We start from the raw sequence: 14,729 nt of genomic DNA on the forward strand, positions 1-14,729 counted from the left end.
GAAGATAAATAACCGAACAAGGACTCCCCGTGTTGACCGTGCGCGCGGCCCGGACCGATGATCTGGGCGCCATCGTTAAGCTGGAACGCTACTGTTTTCCCCCCGAAGTCGCCTTTGGCCGCAGCCGCTGGCACTATCTGCTGACCCACGCCAAGGGGCGTACCCTGCTGGTGCTGGACCAGCAGGAGCAGCTGATGGGCTACCTCTGCCTGCTGGAGCACAGGGGCTGGGATCGGCTGATCATCCAGACCCTCGCCATCCGCTGGACCATCCGCCGGCAAGGCTGGGCCCGCCGCCTGCTGGAGCAGGTGATCCAGGAAGGCAAAGAGGCCGGCTGGGGGGCGATCCGGCTGGAGGTCGGTGATGCCAATGAAGAGGCGCAGGCCCTCTATCGCGAGCTGGGTTTTCGGCCCAGACAGAAGCTGCCGGATTATTATGGTCACGGTCAGCACGCCCACCGGCTGGTGCTGGCGCTGAAGCAGGCCTGAGAGAGGAAGAGGGGATGAGCTGCGACAACTGCCTCGCCACCGCCATCAAGGCCAAGCTGGGGCGCTGCCCGGTCTGCGCCGGCCAGACCTTCGTCATCGGCCTGGTCGGCTGGCTGGTCTGGTGGTGGTGTGGCGCCGACACCTCGGTCAACGCCCTCACCGGCCTGCTGTTCGCGCTGGGGGGATCGGGCCTGTTGCTGCTCCACCTGCTGGTGTTTGTCTGGCGCAGGGCGACCGGACGTGAATTGAGCGATGAATGAATCAGATTGATTTCAAACAGATAAATAACAATAGCGCTGTAGATATGGAGGTTCAGATGATAGCAATGGTAACGGGCGCCTCGTCCGGGTTTGGTGAGTCCATCAGCCGTCAGCTGGTGCAGGCGGGCTACCGGGTGATCGGTACCGGCCGTCGCGGCGAACGGCTGGCGGCGCTGGCCGACGAGCTGGGCGCGCAGTTCCTGCCGCTGGTGTTCGACGTGCAGGACAAGGCGGCCACCCGCGCCGCCATCGACGGGCTGCCGGCCGAGTGGCGCGAGGTGGATCTGCTGGTCAACAACGCCGGGCTGGCGCTGGGGCTGGAGCCGGCCCACAAGGCGGATCTGGAAGACTGGGAGCAGATGATCGCCACCAACATCAGCGGTCTGACCCTGCTCACCCGCCTGCTGCTGCCGGGCATGGTGGCGCGCAATCGCGGCCATGTCATCAACATCGGCTCCATCGCCGGCACCTACCCCTATCCGGGCGGCAACGTCTACGGCGCCACCAAGGCGTTCGTGAAGCAGTTCAGCCTCAACCTGCGCGCCGATCTGGCGGGCACAGCCATTCGCGTCACCAATGTGGAGCCGGGCCTGTGCGGTGGTACCGAGTTTTCCAACGTGCGCTTCCACGGTGACGATGCCAAGGCGGCCAGCGTCTATCAGGGGGTGCAGGCGATCCAGCCACAAGACATCGCCAATACCGTGCTCTGGGTGAGCCAGCAGCCGGCCCACGTCAACATCAACAGCATCGAGATCATGCCGGTGGCGCAGACCTTCGGCCCGCTCAATATCAGCCGTCGCTGATGGCGGCAGCTGACGAAATAAAAGAGGCTCCCAAGGGAGCCTCTTTGCGTTGGCGAGCCGATTACAGGCTCATGATCTTCTTGAACTCCTCGGGCGAGTACTTCTGCTCGGTGCGCTTGGTGAGATCCGTCATCAGCTTGTAGCGCAGCTCTTTGGCCATCTGGTAGGTCTTCTCCAGCTGGCCATAGGAGTAGTCGGTGGCCAGCCCGATGGCGGTAGCTTTGTCGCTGGCATAGGCCTGCTTCAGGCTGTGGTCGAGCAGGGCCACCTCCTGGTAGAGCTTGCTGCTCTCCTTGCTCCAGACGCCGCGCAGCAGTGGCAGGTACTTGTCCGGATCGGCGCTGGCCAGCGCGGTCAGGCTGCGGAACTGCCAGTAGGCGGAGTCATCGGAGTAGCTGTCGCTGCCGCTGCGATAGGGCAGGGGGTAGGACTCCAGGGTATTGTAGAGCGGCACCATCACCGATTCGGCCAGCACGCCGTAGCTCTGCCAGATAAGCCCCTGCAGCTCTTTGGGCATTTCCTTGCGCAGTTGGATGACGTGGGATTCCAGCTGCCTGTCGATGCGGATCGGCCGCTCCGCCTTGCCGGCCAGCGGCGTGCCCTCATAGGTGGCGCTCAGCAGCCTGGCCACGTCCGGCACGGCGATGGGAGCATCCGGCTTCATAAAGAGCGGATATTGCGCCTGCCGGGTCGGCTGCGGGTGGCTGGCGGTCAGCATCTTCTGGCCGAGCCACTCCCGATCCACGTTGTAGGGGTCGGCGATGACCCCAAACGCCTTGGCGAAGTTGAAATCTTTCGGGTCGGCGTTATCCAGCAGTTTGTGTTCACGCACGAACTCCAGCAGCTTGGGCGAGTGCAGCACATCGGCCCCGTCGAGATTGACGCCGTGGATGCGCAGGCCGTTGGCCACCATGGCGTAGCTGTCGTCCGGCACCCGCACCGCGATCCAGTGGTGGCCGGAGCCGATCTCCATCAGCCAGGCCTCGTTCACATCCGCCAGATAGAGGCTGTTGCCTTCCCCGGCGCCATATTGCTCCACATAACGGCCGAGCAGTGCGACCCCCTCTTTGGCCGTCCTGGCCTGCGGCAGGATCAGGGTTGGGATGATGGCCTCGATGACCCCCTTCTCGATCAGCGGATCGGCTTTCTGGGCCTTGTCGTTGACCTCGGCACTGGTGGTGGCCGAGATGGCGACGTTGAACTCGTTGATGCCGCGCTCTTCATAATATTTGCCGGCCGGGTCGCTGGACGTCGCATCCCAGTCGCGAATGGCGGAGTAGGCGAAGAAGGCCTTTGGCATCGGCACTTCCAGCCCGTTGCCCAGTTTCCAGATTGTGCCCTCGTTCTGCTGGGCGGGCCGGAAGGCCAGGTACTTGTTCCAGTTGTTGACGCCAAAATCCTCGTTTCTGGCGATCATCACGCTGCCATCGGCAGTGGCGCCCTTGCCGACGATGAGGCCGGTACAGGCGTCGGCACTGGTGCCAAGCAGGGTGAGCAGGGTGGCGGAGAGAAGACTCAAGGTGTGTTTTTTCATGGGATTGCCCGAAGCGTAACTGTGAGTGAAAGCCAGGCGGTGGGATGCAGGTCTGCCGCAGTGCGATCGGCCGCCGATACGCTGCCGGGGGATCGTGCTGCTCATGGTCGATGACGCAAACATTTCATCCATAACACTGCTTGCTGGTCGTTTTGTGCGCCGAAATTGTATGCCTCGATGGTTGTTTGTTTTGTGATCTATGAGTAGTTCCTTTGCTTTGTCTGGTAAAGCGTGAAAAAGGCAGCGATATGCACCAGAAGCTGCCGATTGGGCAGCGCAGCGTCATGATTCTGACGTCGAGATGACCGCCGGTTGGCTCGTGAGCCCGTGCGAGCCGGGATCTGCGCCAATCTGGCAAGTTGGCCTGCAACTTGCTGGTTTTATTGCCAATGATGGGGCCTGGCGCCTCATGCCATCGAATCAGCGACCTCGTCATGCCGGATCGGCATGCAGACTGGAGCCCCCATGGATATCAAACCCTACAGCCAGCAGCTTGCCCAGAGCGCCTCCAACAACCGCGCCCTCGCCACCCTCAGCAGTGCCGACAGCGGTCAGGGTGGCGGCTGGGAAGATCTGGTCAACCTCTCCTCCCAGCGGATCACTGGCCAGGCCCAGCAGGCGCTGACCTATGAACACCTGGCCAAGAATAGCAAGCTGCCGCCGGCGCTCGATATCGGCTCCGACAAGGGCGGCGTGATGCAGCAGCTGGTGGACAAGGCGCTCGGTTTTGATCGCAAGAAGTTCAACGAGATAGAAGAGAAGCTCAAGACGATTGCCGACAACAAGCAGCTGACTGCCGAAGAGCGGGCGGAGCAGAGCAAGCCGCTCAACGAGCAGCGGGATGCCATGTTGCAGGATGCGATGGACCGCCTCACCGGCAAGAAGAGCAGCGCCAAGGAAGAGACCAAGAACGCCTGAACGGTGGGATGACTCGAACGGCAATCCATGGTCGGTGGGGGCAATCACTTGCCCCTGTCCGGATTCCAATGGGTTGCCTAGGTGGCGCAGCACGGGCCGCTCTGCGCCGCCACCATGGCAACAAAAAAGGGAGGGCGGCTGCCACTCCCTTGGTGACCGGACGGCGTCCGGCCGTTGTATCGACTCAGGCCGTCGCTACTTCTTCTCGGGCAGAATGCCGATCCCCACCGCCTGGGTCTGAACGGCCTTGATCTGGTCGCCCTTGGCGATCAGCGCAAACTGGGCCGGGTTGTGTACCTTGAGCACCAGGGTGTGATCCACCCCCTTCACCGTGATGGTCTGCTGCCCCTTGTCGACCGCGATGACGTCGCCATAGAGAGTGACCTTTTTGCCGATCCCGGCGCCCGGCTTCTCGCCTGCCTCGGCCTTGCCGGCCGCCACTTCCACGATGCGTTTTCTCACCCCGGCGGTGCCCTTGAGCAGCTCCAGATCCAGCATCTGCAGGTAGCGAAGCGCCACCACGTCGCCCACCTTGAGGTTGGCCAGGTTGGTGACCTGCTCACCGGCGACGATGTCGAACGCCTCGCCGGCGGCATTTTTCAGGCTGACCTTGCGGCTGGCCATGTCGATGGCGGTGACCGTGGCCTGGGCCGAGACGGCCTCCACCAGGTTGGCCTTGCCAGGGGCCGTGGCGACTTCGGTTGCCACCTCGGCAGCCTGCGCCAGACAGGTCGAGAGGGAAAGCAAACCGGCAATCCATGCATGCTTGAGTTTCATGTGTCAGACCTTATGAGCAAAAGAGTGAAGAGGGCGGGAGCGGGCGTTGAGGGTTGCGCACCCGGTTCCCAGAGAGACCATAGCAGAGCGGCAAAGAAACAGGGGCGGCGCCGCACGACTTCCTTACGGCGACTTGCCCCTCGCTGTGCAATCTGATAGCCGGCTCCCATTTTTTGACCTGCCGGAGCCACAGGCGCACAATTCCCCTGCATGCATTCAACCGAGGGCTCTGCCGTGTACAACTTCCAATATGCCAATCCTACCCGCGTCTGTTTCGGTGAAGGCCAGATCGCCAGGCTGCCCGAACTGATCCCGGCCGGCAGCCGCCTGCTGGTGCTCTACGGCGGCGGCAGCATCAAACAGAACGGGGTCTATGAGCAGTTGACCCAGGCGCTGGCGGGACGGGAATGGCTGGAGTTTCCCGGCATCGGTGCCAACCCCCAGTACAGCCAGCTGATGGAGGCGGTGGCCCTGGTCAAGCGCGAGCGCATCGACTTCCTGCTGGCGGTCGGTGGTGGTTCCGTGGTGGATGGCAGCAAGTTCGTGGCCGCCGCGGCCTGCTTCGAGGGGGCGGATCCCTGGGAGATCCTGCTGCACAAGGCCCCCATCAAAGGGGCGTTGCGGCTGGGCTGCGTGCTGACCCTGCCGGCCACCGGCTCGGAGAGCAATCCCGCCGCCGTGGTGAGCCGCGGGGAGGCCAAGCTCTCCTTCATGAACCCGCTGGTGCAGCCGGTGTTTGCGGTGCTGGATCCCACGACCACCTACAGCCTGCCGCCGCGCCAGGTGGGCAACGGGGTGGTGGATGCCTTCGTCCACATCATCGAGCAGTACCTCACCTTCCCGGTGGGGGCGAGGTACAGGACCGGCTGGCGGAAGGACTGCTGCAGGTGCTGGTGGACAACGGCCCGCGCGCGCTGGCGGAGCCCACCAACTACCAGGTGCGCGCCAATCTGATGTGGGCGGCCAGCCTGGCGCTCAACGGCCTCATCGGTCGCGGTGTGCCGCAGGACTGGTCCACCCACGCCATCGGTCATCAGCTCACCGCCCTGCACGGGCTGGATCATGCCCAGAGTCTGGCGGTGGTGCTGCCCTCCCTGCTGCGTGAGCAATCGGCCCAGAAGCAGGAGAAGCTGGCCCAGTTCGCCGAGCGGGTATGGCACTCCAGCCGCGAGGACAAGGCGCTGCGCATCGAAGAGGCGATCATCCGCACCGAGCAGTTCTTCCAGCAGATGGGGGTGGGCACCCGCCTCGCCGACTACGGCCTGAGCGAGAGCTGCATCCCCGGCATCTGCTCCAACCTCAAGCGCTTCGGCCTGACCGCCCTCGGGGAGCAGCAGGACATAGACCCGGACAAGGTAGCCAGGATCCTTTCCCACGCGCTTTAAGTCAGGGGACTCGCGTCTGGCAATCAGAATGGCGCGGATCCTTTCTCACGGCCTCTGATCATCTGGCTGTCGAGCAGAAAAAAACGCCCCGATCTCGGGGCGTTTTGCATGGTGTCACCGGGGCTGTGCCGTTTATCCGGCGCTGCGGTCCAGCTCGCGCTCAAGCGCCGCCGCCTTCTGGCGGGCCGGATGAGTATTGAGGCGTTCCCAGTAGCTCTTAAGGTGCGGGAACTGGGCCAGCTGGCCGCTTTGCGCCAGCAGATCCACCAGGAAGGAGTTCAGGATGTCGGCGCCGGTGAGGCGATCGGCCACCAGGTAGCGGCGACTTGCCAGCACCTCATCGAGGTAGCCCAGCACCTTGGCGCACTCGGCCTTGGCGTAGTCCGGCAGGAAGCGCATCGGGCTGCCGTCCTTGCGCACGAACATGTCGAGCAGCAGCGGCAGAATGCCGGAGCTCTCGGCGAAGTGGAGCCACTGCAGATATTCGGCATAGTCCGGGCTGTCGGGGGCCGGTGCCAGCCGTTCCGGGGCGTGGTGGGCGATCAGGTATTCGGTGATGGCACCGGATTCTGCCAGCACCCGGCCGTCGAACTCGATGACCGGCGACTTGCCGAGGGGGTGGATGGCCTTGAGCTCGGGCGGCGCCAGAAAGGTGGTGGCGTCGCGCTGATACGCCTTGATCTCATAGGGCAGGCCCAGCTCTTCGAGCAGCCAGATGATGCGTTGGGAGCGGGATTTGTTCAGGTGGTGCAGGACTATCATGGAAACCTCGACGCAGTGACGGAAGGCGGTGATACGCAGCTGCGCGGTGGCGGGTTCACCGCTGGCCAAAAAAGAGCGGGCTGGATGCCCGCTCCTGCGTTGACTGACTCAGGCCTCCAGCGCCTGATCCAGATCCGCCAGTATGTCCTCGATGGCTTCTATCCCCACCGACAGCCGGATCATCTCAGGTTTCACCCCGGCCTTGGCCTGCTCCGCCTCGCTCAACTGGCGATGGGTGGTGGAGGCGGGGTGGCAGGCTAGCGACTTGGCGTCGCCAATGTTGACCAGCCGCTTGAAGATCTTGAGCGCATCGTAGAAACGCACCCCGGCCTCGTAGCCGTCCTTCAGGCCGAACGAGAGGATGGCCGAGGGGCGGCCGGCCATGTATTTCTCCGCCAGCAGGTAGTGGGGGTGACCCGGCAGACCGGCGTAGCTGACCCAGGCCACCTTGGGGTGGTGCTTGAGGTGATGGGCCACCCGCAGGGCGTTGTCCACGTGGCGCTCCATGCGCAGGCTCAGGGTCTCCAGCCCCTGCAGCAGCAGGAAGGCGTTCATCGGCGCCAGTGCGGCGCCGGTATTGCGCAGCGGTACGGTGCGCACCCGCCCGATAAAGGCGGCCGGGCCAAAGGCCTCGGTGTAGACCACCCCGTGATAAGAAGGCTCGGGTTTGGTCAGCTGGGGGAAGCGCTCGGCGTGATCCGCCCAGGGGAACTTGCCCGAGTCGACGATGACGCCCCCCAGCGAGTTGCCGTGGCCGCCGACATATTTGGTCAGGCTGTGCACCACGATGTCGGCGCCGTGTTCGATGGGTTTGCACAGCACCGGGGTGGCGACCGTGTTGTCGACGATGAGCGGCACGCCACGGGCGTGGGCCACCTTGGCGAAGGCCGCCAGGTCGACGATGTTGCCGGCCGGGTTGCCGATGCTCTCGCAGTAGACCGCCTTGGTTTTGTCATCGATGAGGGCGGCGATGGCCTCGGCGCTGTCATCCTTGGCGAAGCGCACCTCGACCCCGAAGCTCGGCAGCATGTGGGCGAACAGGGTGTAGGTGCCGCCATAGAGCTGGGGGGTGGAGACGATATTGTCGCCAGCGGCGGTCAGCGCCTGGATGGCGTAGGTGATGGCGGCGGAACCCGCCGAGACCACCAGGCCGGCGATGCCCCCTTCCAGCGCGGCCATCCGCTGCTCCAGCACATCGTTGGTGGGGTTCATGATGCGGGTGTAGATGTTGCCTGGCACCGCCAGATTGAACAGATCCGCCCCGTGCTGGGCGCTCTCGAACTCGTAGGCCACCGTCTGGTAGATGGGTACGGCAACGGCCTTGGTGGTGGGGTCGCTGGTAAAGCCGTGGTGCAGGGCCAGGGTCGCATCTTTCATCACACACTCCTTGTTGGATGTTGCTGGGTAGCAGTTATAGATGGATAGACGTCCAATCTATCAGGCCCAGCGCCGATGTAAACCACCCAATCCGGCAAAGCAATTGCGCCTGCTGGTGAACTGCACCCTCCCTTGTGCGATCCGGGCGAGGGGGGCTCAGAGGCGGCGGCGATACTCCCGATCGTCGATCTGCTGCATGTCCCACTGCATCAGGCGGTTGAGCTGGCTCATGGGATCCTCGATCAGGGTCAGCGGCCTGGGCAGGATCCGCTTGAAGTAACGGCGCAGGATCTGCTGGATCCGGTTCGGTTTGATGGGGTTGGCGTGGCTCATGATGGTGCTCCTGTGCTGTGGTTCTCACGTTCGCCAGCAGTATTGAGCTAAAATGCGGAAGTAAAAACTGATGACTTTCAGCAACAGGATTTCCTCTTTTATGCCCACCAGTCGCCTTTACCAGCAATTCCAACGGCTCGCCCAGCAGCTTGGCTGCGACGAGCGGGAGATCAGCCTCGCCGAGGTGGCGGATCTGCTCTGCTGCACCCCGCGCAACGCCCGCCTGCTGCTGCGCCGCATGCAGGATCAGGGTTGGCTCAGCTGGGCGGCGGAGGCCGGGCGGGGGCGGCGCTCCCGGCTCACCCTGCTCGATAACCAGGAGAGCCTGACCCGGCGCCGGCTGCGGGATCTGCTCAGCCAGGGCCAGCTGGCGCAGGCGGTGCGGCTGGCCGAAGATCGTCTCGATCTGCTCACCCCGCTGCTGATCGAGCAGCTCGGCCAGGCTACCCGGGAAGGGCGCCAGATCCTGCGGGTGCCCTACTACCGGCCGCTGCCGCGCCTGCTGCCCACCGGCCCGCTGCGTCGCTCCGAAATCCACCTGAGCCGCCAGATCTTCAACGGCCTGACTCGGCGAAATGAGGAAAATGGGGAAATCGAGGGGGATCTGGCCCACCACTGGGAGTGTCTGGGCCCCTGCCACTGGCGCTTCTACCTGAGGCCGGCGGTGCGTTTTCACCACGGCCGCGAGCTGGTGGTGGAGGACGTGGTGGAGAGCCTGCTGGCCCTGCGGGATCGCCCGCTGTTTGCCCATCTGGCGCGGCTGGAGAGCCCCTGGCCGCGCACCCTGGATCTTCATCTCGATAGCCCGGATCCTCTGCTGCCCCAGCTGCTGGCCGAGCCGGTGGCCGCCATCCTGCCGCGCGAGCTCAAGGGGGAGGCTGGCTTTGCCCTGCAGCCGGTGGGCACAGGCCCTTACCGGGTGACCGCCAACGACCCGCTGCAGCTGTGCCTTGAGGCATTCGACGACTACTTCGGCCTGCGCGCCCTGCTCGACGAGATCGACATCTGGATGCTGCCGGAGCTGGCGGAGCGGCTGGAGAGCCACCTGCAGCTGGGGCGCGACAGCCCCGAGCTCGGCACCATGCGCGGCGAGTCCGAGCTGGAATCCGGCTGCTACTTCCTGCTGCAGGACGACAGATCCGCTCCCTTGCAGGATCCCGCCCTGCGCCAGTGGCTGGCCGGCCTGCTCAACCCGATCGCCCTGATGGCGCGGGTCGCCCCCGAGCTGCAGCGGGGCTGGACCAGCGCGCTCGGGCTCTTGCCCCACTGGCGCGAGGCGCAGCCGGCCCCGCTGCCGACGCCGAAACAGCTGCCGCGCCAGCTGGTGCTGGCCTGCTTCAACCAGCACCTGGAATTCAACGAGTGCGCCAACGCCATGAGCAGCCTGCTGGCAGAGCAGGGGATCCGGCTCGAGGTGCGCACCCTGGATTACGGCCGCTGGGTAAGCGGGGCGGACGAGGACGTGGATCTCTGGCTCGGTACCCTCAACCTGGAGCACGAACATGCCTTCGCCCCCTACGCCTGGTTGCAGGGCACCCCGCTGCTGCGCAAGGTGTGGGGCAGCCAGCAGCGTCTGTGGCAGGGGCTGACGCAGTGGCGCGCCAGCGGCGAGGAGCCGGGGCCGCGCGCGCTGCTGGCGGAGGTGCAGCGCCAGGGCTGGTTCGTGCCGCTGTTTCACCACTGGCTGGAGCTGGAGAGCCGGGTCGGCGTGCACGGGGTGCGGATGACGGCGCTCGGCTGGTTCGATTTTCGCAGCGCCTGGCTGCGCCCGGAGCTGGCCGTCGGCACCGGCGATACGACGGGGGAGCTTGAGTCCAAAGGCGGGCCGCGTTAGCCTGAGCGCGGTCCAACGACAAGGAGTCGATATCCATGCTGGAAATGCAGATCCAACCCCGTTTTCAAGAGACAGATGCCCTCGGTCACATCAACAACACGGTGCCGGCGGTCTGGTTTGAATCGGCTCGCGACCCGCTGTTTCGCATCTTCTCCCCCGAGCTGGATGTGCACAACTGGCATCTGATCATCGCGGGCTACACGGTGCAGTTCAAACGGGAGCTGTTCTACGGCCAGCAGGTATTGATCAAAACCGGGGTCCGCCGCATCGGCTCCAGCTCCTTCACGCTCTGGCAGGAAGCCTGGCAGGGGGACGAGCTGGCGGTGACCGCCGAAACCACCCTGATCCATTTTGACTACCAGTCCCGCCAGTCCATCCCCCTGAGCGATCGCCACCGGGAGGGGCTGCGGGCCTGGCTGATAGAAAGCTAACCTTGGCCCACCGGCCAATCACAGGACACCTATGCGCAATACCGTGATCACCCTGAGCCTCGGCTTGGGACTGGGGCTCTGCTCCCTGCCTTCCGTGGCGGCCTCCCTCGCCGAGCAGTTCTCCCTGATGGAAAAGGGGGCCGAGAGCGCCCTCGATACTCGTCTGTTCAGCCACGACGGCGTCGACATCAAGGCCTGGGTGGATGGTGCTCCCGTCATCATCGCCGTGCCCATCATGAACGAGCAGGGCAAGCTGGAAGGGGAGAGCCGCTACTACTTCAAGGGCGGCAAGCTGTTCGGGGTGAAGGAGCCCGCCGCCCAGTTCGCCTTTGACGACAGTGGCAAGCTGACCCAGTGGCTGGACGAGAAGGGCCAGCCCGCCGAGTTCGTCAGCAAGATGAGCATGCAGCAGCGGGAAGTCTGGCTTACCAAACGGGCGGCCGAGCTGGGCCAGCTGTTCGCGCCGAGTGCCGCCGAGCAGAAGGCGGCCAAGGGGGGTGTCAAGCTCAAGGGGGCGGAGCTGGCCCACTGGCTCTGCAGCGGCAAGCTGATGGCGCTGGCCGGGGGTGACAAGGTGACCTTCGAGCAGGCCAAGCTCAAGACCCGCGCCGAGGGCATCGAGGGGGAAGTCTCCCTGCGCCAGGATAAGGGGTGGCAGGATCTGAGCCTCAAGTGCGAGGTGCAGGGATCCCAGGTGACCCGCCTCACCTGGCAGCCGCTGCCGGGGGCCAACAAGCCGCTGTAAGCGCGGTTGCAGCATGAAGCGAGGGGGCCCAGATATGGGCCCCCTTTTCATTGCGGTGACGACTCGCCCAGCCTGAGCCGGGTGAGGGCTTCCACCCGCCGCCACTGGTCGGGCTCGAACCAGCGCGCCAGGATCTCCGGTTGCTGTTCGGCCCTGCGCTCGGCGGGCAGGGGCTTGAGTTCGGCCAGATAGCCGGCCAGCTGCTGCTCGAACCCCTGCTGACTCTCCGCCAGCTGGTGCAGCCGGTCCGCCGCCTCCGGCCCCAGCTGCTCGCGCAGTACGGCGCCACGCTCGGCCGCGGGCAGCCGCTCCAGACTCTGCAGGTCACCGAGCAGGCGGCTGTTGGCCTCCGCCTCCCGAAACCACTGGGGCTGTTCCGCCAGCCAGAGCTCGAGCTCGCTCGCCAGCAGCGGCTTGTCGGCATCGCCAGCCTCCGCCAGCGCCTTGCGGCGCAGGGTCCACTGCTCCATCAGCCGATCTTCGGCAAACAGCTGCTCCTGCTCGGCCGGGGTGAAGCTCTGCTGGCGCAACTGCTCGCGCTCGTCGAACAGTACCTGCAGGCTGGCCAGGCCCGGATCGGTCGGCACCGTCAGGCTGCCTTCGGCGGCTAGAAAGGCTTCATAGCGGGCCTGCAGCGAGTTCTCATCGGGCGAGGAGGCCGCCTGCCGGGCCAGGGGGGAGCTCGGCCCGGCCTCTTGCGCCGGGGGAGCGGCCGAGATGGGGCTCGGGGCGGGCCACAGCTGCCAGCCCCCCAGCAGCAGGGCCGCTCCCAGCGGAGCGGCCATCAGCCATGCCTTGTTCATAACCCCAGTCTCTGCAGGCGGTTGGCGTGCTGGCGATAGAGGCTGACCGGGTCGGTCTCAAACAGGTGGCGAATGCCGAACGACTGGTTTACCTCGTCCAGGTGGTTCATCCGGTAGTCGGTGCCGATCACCTTGCCGAGGTGGCTGCTGCATACCCCGACCAGGCCGTCGTTGGGTTCCTTGAAGAAGCTGCCGGTCAGCGCCAGCGCCGGATCCACCGGATCCAGGATGTTGGTCATGGTGCCGCGCCCGCTCCAGGAGAAGTAGTAGACCCCGTTGGCGGCCTGCATGGGCCCTTCGCCGCAGTACTGGCTGGGCAGCCCTTCCGGGTAGCGCTGGTTGAAGCGCTGGGCGCCGGCGCTGGTGAGCGCGTCGAGGGCGGCGAGGGGATCCTGCGGCAGCTGGCTGCCCCCGGAGAGCAGCGAGATGACCCCGGACAGGGCGGAGGCGGCAGCCACCGCCAGCTTCTCGGCCACCGAGCCCGGTGCCACGTTGGCGCGCACCAGATCGGCGATCTCCGAGCCGTAGTTGACCCCGCCCACGCTGGTGGCGGAGGCGACCAGCTCGGGGGCGACCGAGGCGACGTAGCGAATGGTGGGGCCGCCGTGGGAGTGGCCGATGAGGTTCACCTTCTCCGCCCCCGTGATGGCCAGCACCTGCTGCACCTGCTTGAGCAGCTGCTCGCCGCGCAGTTCCGAGCTCTGGGTGGCGGAGACCTGGGCCACATAGACCCTGGCGCCATCCCGGGTCAGCGCCTGGGGGATGCCGTAGAAGTAGTCGACCCCGAGCAGCTTGTCGAAGCCGAACAGGCCGTGCACCAGCACTATGGGGTAGCGGGTCTGGGTATAACCTGCCGCCTGGCCCAGCATGGGCAGGGCGCACAGCAGCACCAATAGCCATTTTTTCATCTTGTCCATCCTTGTGAATAAGGTTGCCGCAGCGGCAACCACCGGCCTCATGCCAGTACCGACCAGCATGACGGAGCGGGACGTTTGCATCTGTGCAAATGATCACCAAACAGACAGATTCAAAAAAGCCCTACCCATATGGGCAGGGCTGTTGGCGGTGCCGGCACAACTATCCCTTGTATTCGCCGCCCACATAAGTTAAATAATAATTATTATCATTTGCGGTGTTGAGGATCATGGCGGCGAGCTGGGTAAGAGGATGGGTGGGGACGGAGGGGAGCGACAGCAGCATGGTGCACTGGAAGGTGCAGACCATGAGCGGCAATCGCCACTTCGATGCCGGTGAACACGGCAAGGCGCTCTCCTGCTATCAGCAGGCGCTGTGGCTGGCCCGCCAGCAGTTTGCCGGCTGGCCCGACGTGGACGAGGCGGTCGCCGCGCTGGTGGTAGCCCACCACAATCTGGCGGATCTGCTGATCGCCATGGCGCGGCCGGAGCGGGCTGCCGACCTGCTGTGCCACATCCACGAGTGCCTGCTCGCCACCAGCCAGTCGCCGGCCAGCCCCGATCCTCTGCGGGATGCGGCCCTGCGCCACACCCGCAGCACCCATGCCGAGCTGCTCGCCTTCCTGCGCAAACACGGCAACCACGACGGCATCCGCCGCTGCCTCGGCCAGTGCCTGTGCCAGACCGGGTCCGCCCGCCAACTGCATTAATCACAATAAACAGAGGTGACCATGAGCCATACCCTGCCAGCCCTGCCCTATGCCTATGACGCGCTGGAACCCCACATCGATGCGCTGACCATGGAGATCCATCACAGCCGTCACCATCAGACCTACATCAACAACCTCAATGCCGCCCTGGCCGATCTCCCCGAGCTGGCGGCGCTGCCGGTGGAGGCGCTGCTTGCCCGCTTCGACAGCCTGCCTGGCAAGGTGCAGGGGGCGGTGCGCAATCACGGCGGCGGTCACGCCAACCACAGCCTGTTCTGGCAGGTGATGAGTCCGCAAGGCGGTGGCGAACCGGGCGGCGAGCTGGCCGCTGCGATCGAACGGGATCTGGGCGGGCTGGAGGCCTTCAAGCAGGCCTTTACCCAGGCGGCGCTGAGCCGTTTTGGCAGCGGCTGGGCCTGGCTGGTGGTCGATCGGAGCGGCAAGCTGCAGGTAGTGAGCAGCGCCAACCAGGACAGCCCCCTGCAGGATGGGCTGGTGCCCATCTTGGGGCTGGATGTGTGGGAACACGCCTACTACCTCAAGTACCAGAACAAGCGTCCCGACTACATAGCCGCGTTTTACAAGGTGATCGACTGGAACGAGGCGGCACGGCGTTACGTGGCGGCGCTGGCCTGATCGCCGGAAATACCGAGCC

Annotated in this window: 16 protein-coding genes and 1 pseudogene; 10 read left to right on the top strand and 7 right to left on the bottom strand. The window is 65.0% G+C overall.

From position 1 onward, the window contains the following. Positions 1 to 29 precede the first annotated feature (29 nt). The 3 genes from E5E96_RS09675 to E5E96_RS09685 are packed head-to-tail and all read left to right on the top strand — an operon-like array spanning position 30 to position 1,551. Positions 30 to 488 carry a GNAT family N-acetyltransferase gene (locus E5E96_RS09675; protein ID WP_024946079.1) on the top strand — a complete coding sequence of 153 codons (459 nt, stop codon included), beginning with the start codon at positions 30 to 32 and terminating at the stop codon, positions 486 to 488. A 14-nt stretch (positions 489 to 502) separates the two neighbouring features. After that, on the top strand, positions 503 to 748 hold the full coding sequence (locus E5E96_RS09680; protein WP_011704472.1) for a DUF3624 domain-containing protein: 246 nt from the start codon (positions 503 to 505) through the stop codon (positions 746 to 748). 56 nt (positions 749 to 804) lie between these two features. Continuing rightward, complete coding sequence (locus E5E96_RS09685) at positions 805 to 1,551, top strand: SDR family oxidoreductase (RefSeq protein WP_171282035.1); 747 nt, start codon at positions 805 to 807, stop codon at positions 1,549 to 1,551. A gap of 61 nt (positions 1,552 to 1,612) precedes the next feature. Here the strand turns inward: E5E96_RS09685 and E5E96_RS09690 are convergent, their stop codons facing one another. Next, positions 1,613 to 3,085, bottom strand: a complete 1,473-nt coding sequence (locus E5E96_RS09690) for a C69 family dipeptidase (RefSeq protein WP_171282036.1) — start codon at positions 3,083 to 3,085, stop codon at positions 1,613 to 1,615. A 465-nt stretch (positions 3,086 to 3,550) separates the two neighbouring features. Between E5E96_RS09690 and E5E96_RS09695 the strand changes: the two genes are divergently transcribed. Beyond that, positions 3,551 to 4,003 (top strand): hypothetical protein, encoded by a 453-nt coding sequence (locus E5E96_RS09695; RefSeq protein ID WP_042066109.1) that lies wholly within the window; start codon positions 3,551 to 3,553, stop codon positions 4,001 to 4,003. Positions 4,004 to 4,198: 195 nt separating this feature from the next. Here the strand turns inward: E5E96_RS09695 and E5E96_RS09700 are convergent, their stop codons facing one another. After that, positions 4,199 to 4,780 (bottom strand): hypothetical protein, encoded by a 582-nt coding sequence (locus E5E96_RS09700; protein WP_011704476.1) that lies wholly within the window; start codon positions 4,778 to 4,780, stop codon positions 4,199 to 4,201. 210 nt (positions 4,781 to 4,990) lie between these two features. Here E5E96_RS09700 and E5E96_RS09705 point away from each other — a divergent pair. After that, positions 4,991 to 6,165, top strand: a pseudogene (locus tag E5E96_RS09705) (iron-containing alcohol dehydrogenase). A gap of 132 nt (positions 6,166 to 6,297) precedes the next feature. Here the strand turns inward: E5E96_RS09705 and E5E96_RS09710 are convergent. From E5E96_RS09710 to E5E96_RS09720, 3 genes are all read right to left on the bottom strand, one after another. Further along, on the bottom strand, positions 6,298 to 6,927 hold the full coding sequence (locus E5E96_RS09710) for a glutathione S-transferase family protein (RefSeq protein ID WP_171282037.1): 630 nt from the start codon (positions 6,925 to 6,927) through the stop codon (positions 6,298 to 6,300). 108 nt (positions 6,928 to 7,035) lie between these two features. Next, positions 7,036 to 8,304: an O-acetylhomoserine aminocarboxypropyltransferase/cysteine synthase family protein gene (locus E5E96_RS09715; RefSeq protein ID WP_011704479.1), complete on the bottom strand. Its 1,269-nt coding sequence runs from the start codon at positions 8,302 to 8,304 to the stop codon at positions 7,036 to 7,038. A 156-nt stretch (positions 8,305 to 8,460) separates the two neighbouring features. Next, a complete protein-coding gene (locus tag E5E96_RS09720; RefSeq protein ID WP_016349280.1) occupies positions 8,461 to 8,637 on the bottom strand; it encodes a hypothetical protein in 177 nt (58 codons plus the stop codon). Positions 8,638 to 8,737: 100 nt separating this feature from the next. Between E5E96_RS09720 and sgrR the strand changes: the two genes are divergently transcribed. Genes sgrR through E5E96_RS09735 form a run of 3 tightly spaced genes read left to right on the top strand, consistent with a single transcriptional unit; the run spans position 8,738 to position 11,647 of the window. Next, positions 8,738 to 10,471 (top strand): HTH-type transcriptional regulator SgrR, encoded by a 1,734-nt coding sequence (gene sgrR, locus E5E96_RS09725; protein ID WP_171282038.1) that lies wholly within the window; start codon positions 8,738 to 8,740, stop codon positions 10,469 to 10,471. Positions 10,472 to 10,506: 35 nt separating this feature from the next. Next, positions 10,507 to 10,902 (top strand): thioesterase family protein, encoded by a 396-nt coding sequence (locus E5E96_RS09730; RefSeq protein WP_011704482.1) that lies wholly within the window; start codon positions 10,507 to 10,509, stop codon positions 10,900 to 10,902. A gap of 31 nt (positions 10,903 to 10,933) precedes the next feature. Next, a complete protein-coding gene (locus tag E5E96_RS09735) occupies positions 10,934 to 11,647 on the top strand; it encodes a hypothetical protein (RefSeq protein WP_171282039.1) in 714 nt (237 codons plus the stop codon). Between the two features lie 47 nt (positions 11,648 to 11,694). Here E5E96_RS09735 and E5E96_RS09740 read toward each other — a convergent pair whose 3' ends face one another. Both E5E96_RS09740 and E5E96_RS09745 read right to left on the bottom strand, forming a co-directional pair. Beyond that, on the bottom strand, positions 11,695 to 12,450 hold the full coding sequence (locus E5E96_RS09740) for a lipase secretion chaperone (protein ID WP_171282040.1): 756 nt from the start codon (positions 12,448 to 12,450) through the stop codon (positions 11,695 to 11,697). Continuing rightward, on the bottom strand, positions 12,447 to 13,358 hold the full coding sequence (locus E5E96_RS09745; protein WP_042066117.1) for a triacylglycerol lipase: 912 nt from the start codon (positions 13,356 to 13,358) through the stop codon (positions 12,447 to 12,449). Before E5E96_RS09745 ends, E5E96_RS09740 begins: the two co-directional genes overlap by 4 nt. 290 nt (positions 13,359 to 13,648) lie before the next feature. Between E5E96_RS09745 and E5E96_RS09750 the strand changes: the two genes are divergently transcribed. Further along, a complete protein-coding gene (locus E5E96_RS09750; RefSeq protein WP_171282041.1) occupies positions 13,649 to 14,074 on the top strand; it encodes a hypothetical protein in 426 nt (141 codons plus the stop codon). A gap of 21 nt (positions 14,075 to 14,095) precedes the next feature. After that, the gene (locus E5E96_RS09755) at positions 14,096 to 14,710 is read left to right on the top strand and encodes a superoxide dismutase (protein ID WP_171282042.1); all 615 of its coding nucleotides are present in this window, start codon (positions 14,096 to 14,098) and stop codon (positions 14,708 to 14,710) included. Positions 14,711 to 14,729 lie beyond the last annotated feature (19 nt).

The sequence above is a fragment of the Aeromonas sp. 1805 genome (assembly GCF_013085525.1).
In the GTDB taxonomy this organism is placed as follows: domain Bacteria; phylum Pseudomonadota; class Gammaproteobacteria; order Enterobacterales; family Aeromonadaceae; genus Aeromonas; species Aeromonas hydrophila.

Excerpts from the sequence above, each read along its gene's own strand:
- E5E96_RS09695 (WP_042066109.1), top strand. The coding sequence starts at position 3,551 with ATGGATATCAAACCCTACAGCCAGCAGCTTGCCCAGAGCGCCTCCAAC.
- E5E96_RS09735 (WP_171282039.1), top strand. The coding sequence starts at position 10,934 with ATGCGCAATACCGTGATCACCCTGAGCCTCGGCTTGGGACTGGGGCTC.
- E5E96_RS09755 (WP_171282042.1), top strand. The coding sequence starts at position 14,096 with ATGAGCCATACCCTGCCAGCCCTGCCCTATGCCTATGACGCGCTGGAA.
- E5E96_RS09700 (WP_011704476.1), bottom strand. The coding sequence starts at position 4,780 with ATGAAACTCAAGCATGCATGGATTGCCGGTTTGCTTTCCCTCTCGACC.
- E5E96_RS09690 (WP_171282036.1), bottom strand. The coding sequence starts at position 3,085 with ATGAAAAAACACACCTTGAGTCTTCTCTCCGCCACCCTGCTCACCCTG.
- E5E96_RS09745 (WP_042066117.1), bottom strand. The coding sequence starts at position 13,358 with ATGAAAAAATGGCTATTGGTGCTGCTGTGCGCCCTGCCCATGCTGGGC.
- E5E96_RS09750 (WP_171282041.1), top strand. The coding sequence starts at position 13,649 with ATGGTGCACTGGAAGGTGCAGACCATGAGCGGCAATCGCCACTTCGAT.
- E5E96_RS09730 (WP_011704482.1), top strand. The coding sequence starts at position 10,507 with ATGCTGGAAATGCAGATCCAACCCCGTTTTCAAGAGACAGATGCCCTC.
- E5E96_RS09710 (WP_171282037.1), bottom strand. The coding sequence starts at position 6,927 with ATGATAGTCCTGCACCACCTGAACAAATCCCGCTCCCAACGCATCATC.
- E5E96_RS09685 (WP_171282035.1), top strand. The coding sequence starts at position 805 with ATGATAGCAATGGTAACGGGCGCCTCGTCCGGGTTTGGTGAGTCCATC.
- E5E96_RS09680 (WP_011704472.1), top strand. The coding sequence starts at position 503 with ATGAGCTGCGACAACTGCCTCGCCACCGCCATCAAGGCCAAGCTGGGG.
- E5E96_RS09715 (WP_011704479.1), bottom strand. The coding sequence starts at position 8,304 with ATGAAAGATGCGACCCTGGCCCTGCACCACGGCTTTACCAGCGACCCC.
- sgrR (WP_171282038.1), top strand. The coding sequence starts at position 8,738 with ATGCCCACCAGTCGCCTTTACCAGCAATTCCAACGGCTCGCCCAGCAG.
- E5E96_RS09720 (WP_016349280.1), bottom strand. The coding sequence starts at position 8,637 with ATGAGCCACGCCAACCCCATCAAACCGAACCGGATCCAGCAGATCCTG.
- E5E96_RS09740 (WP_171282040.1), bottom strand. The coding sequence starts at position 12,450 with ATGAACAAGGCATGGCTGATGGCCGCTCCGCTGGGAGCGGCCCTGCTG.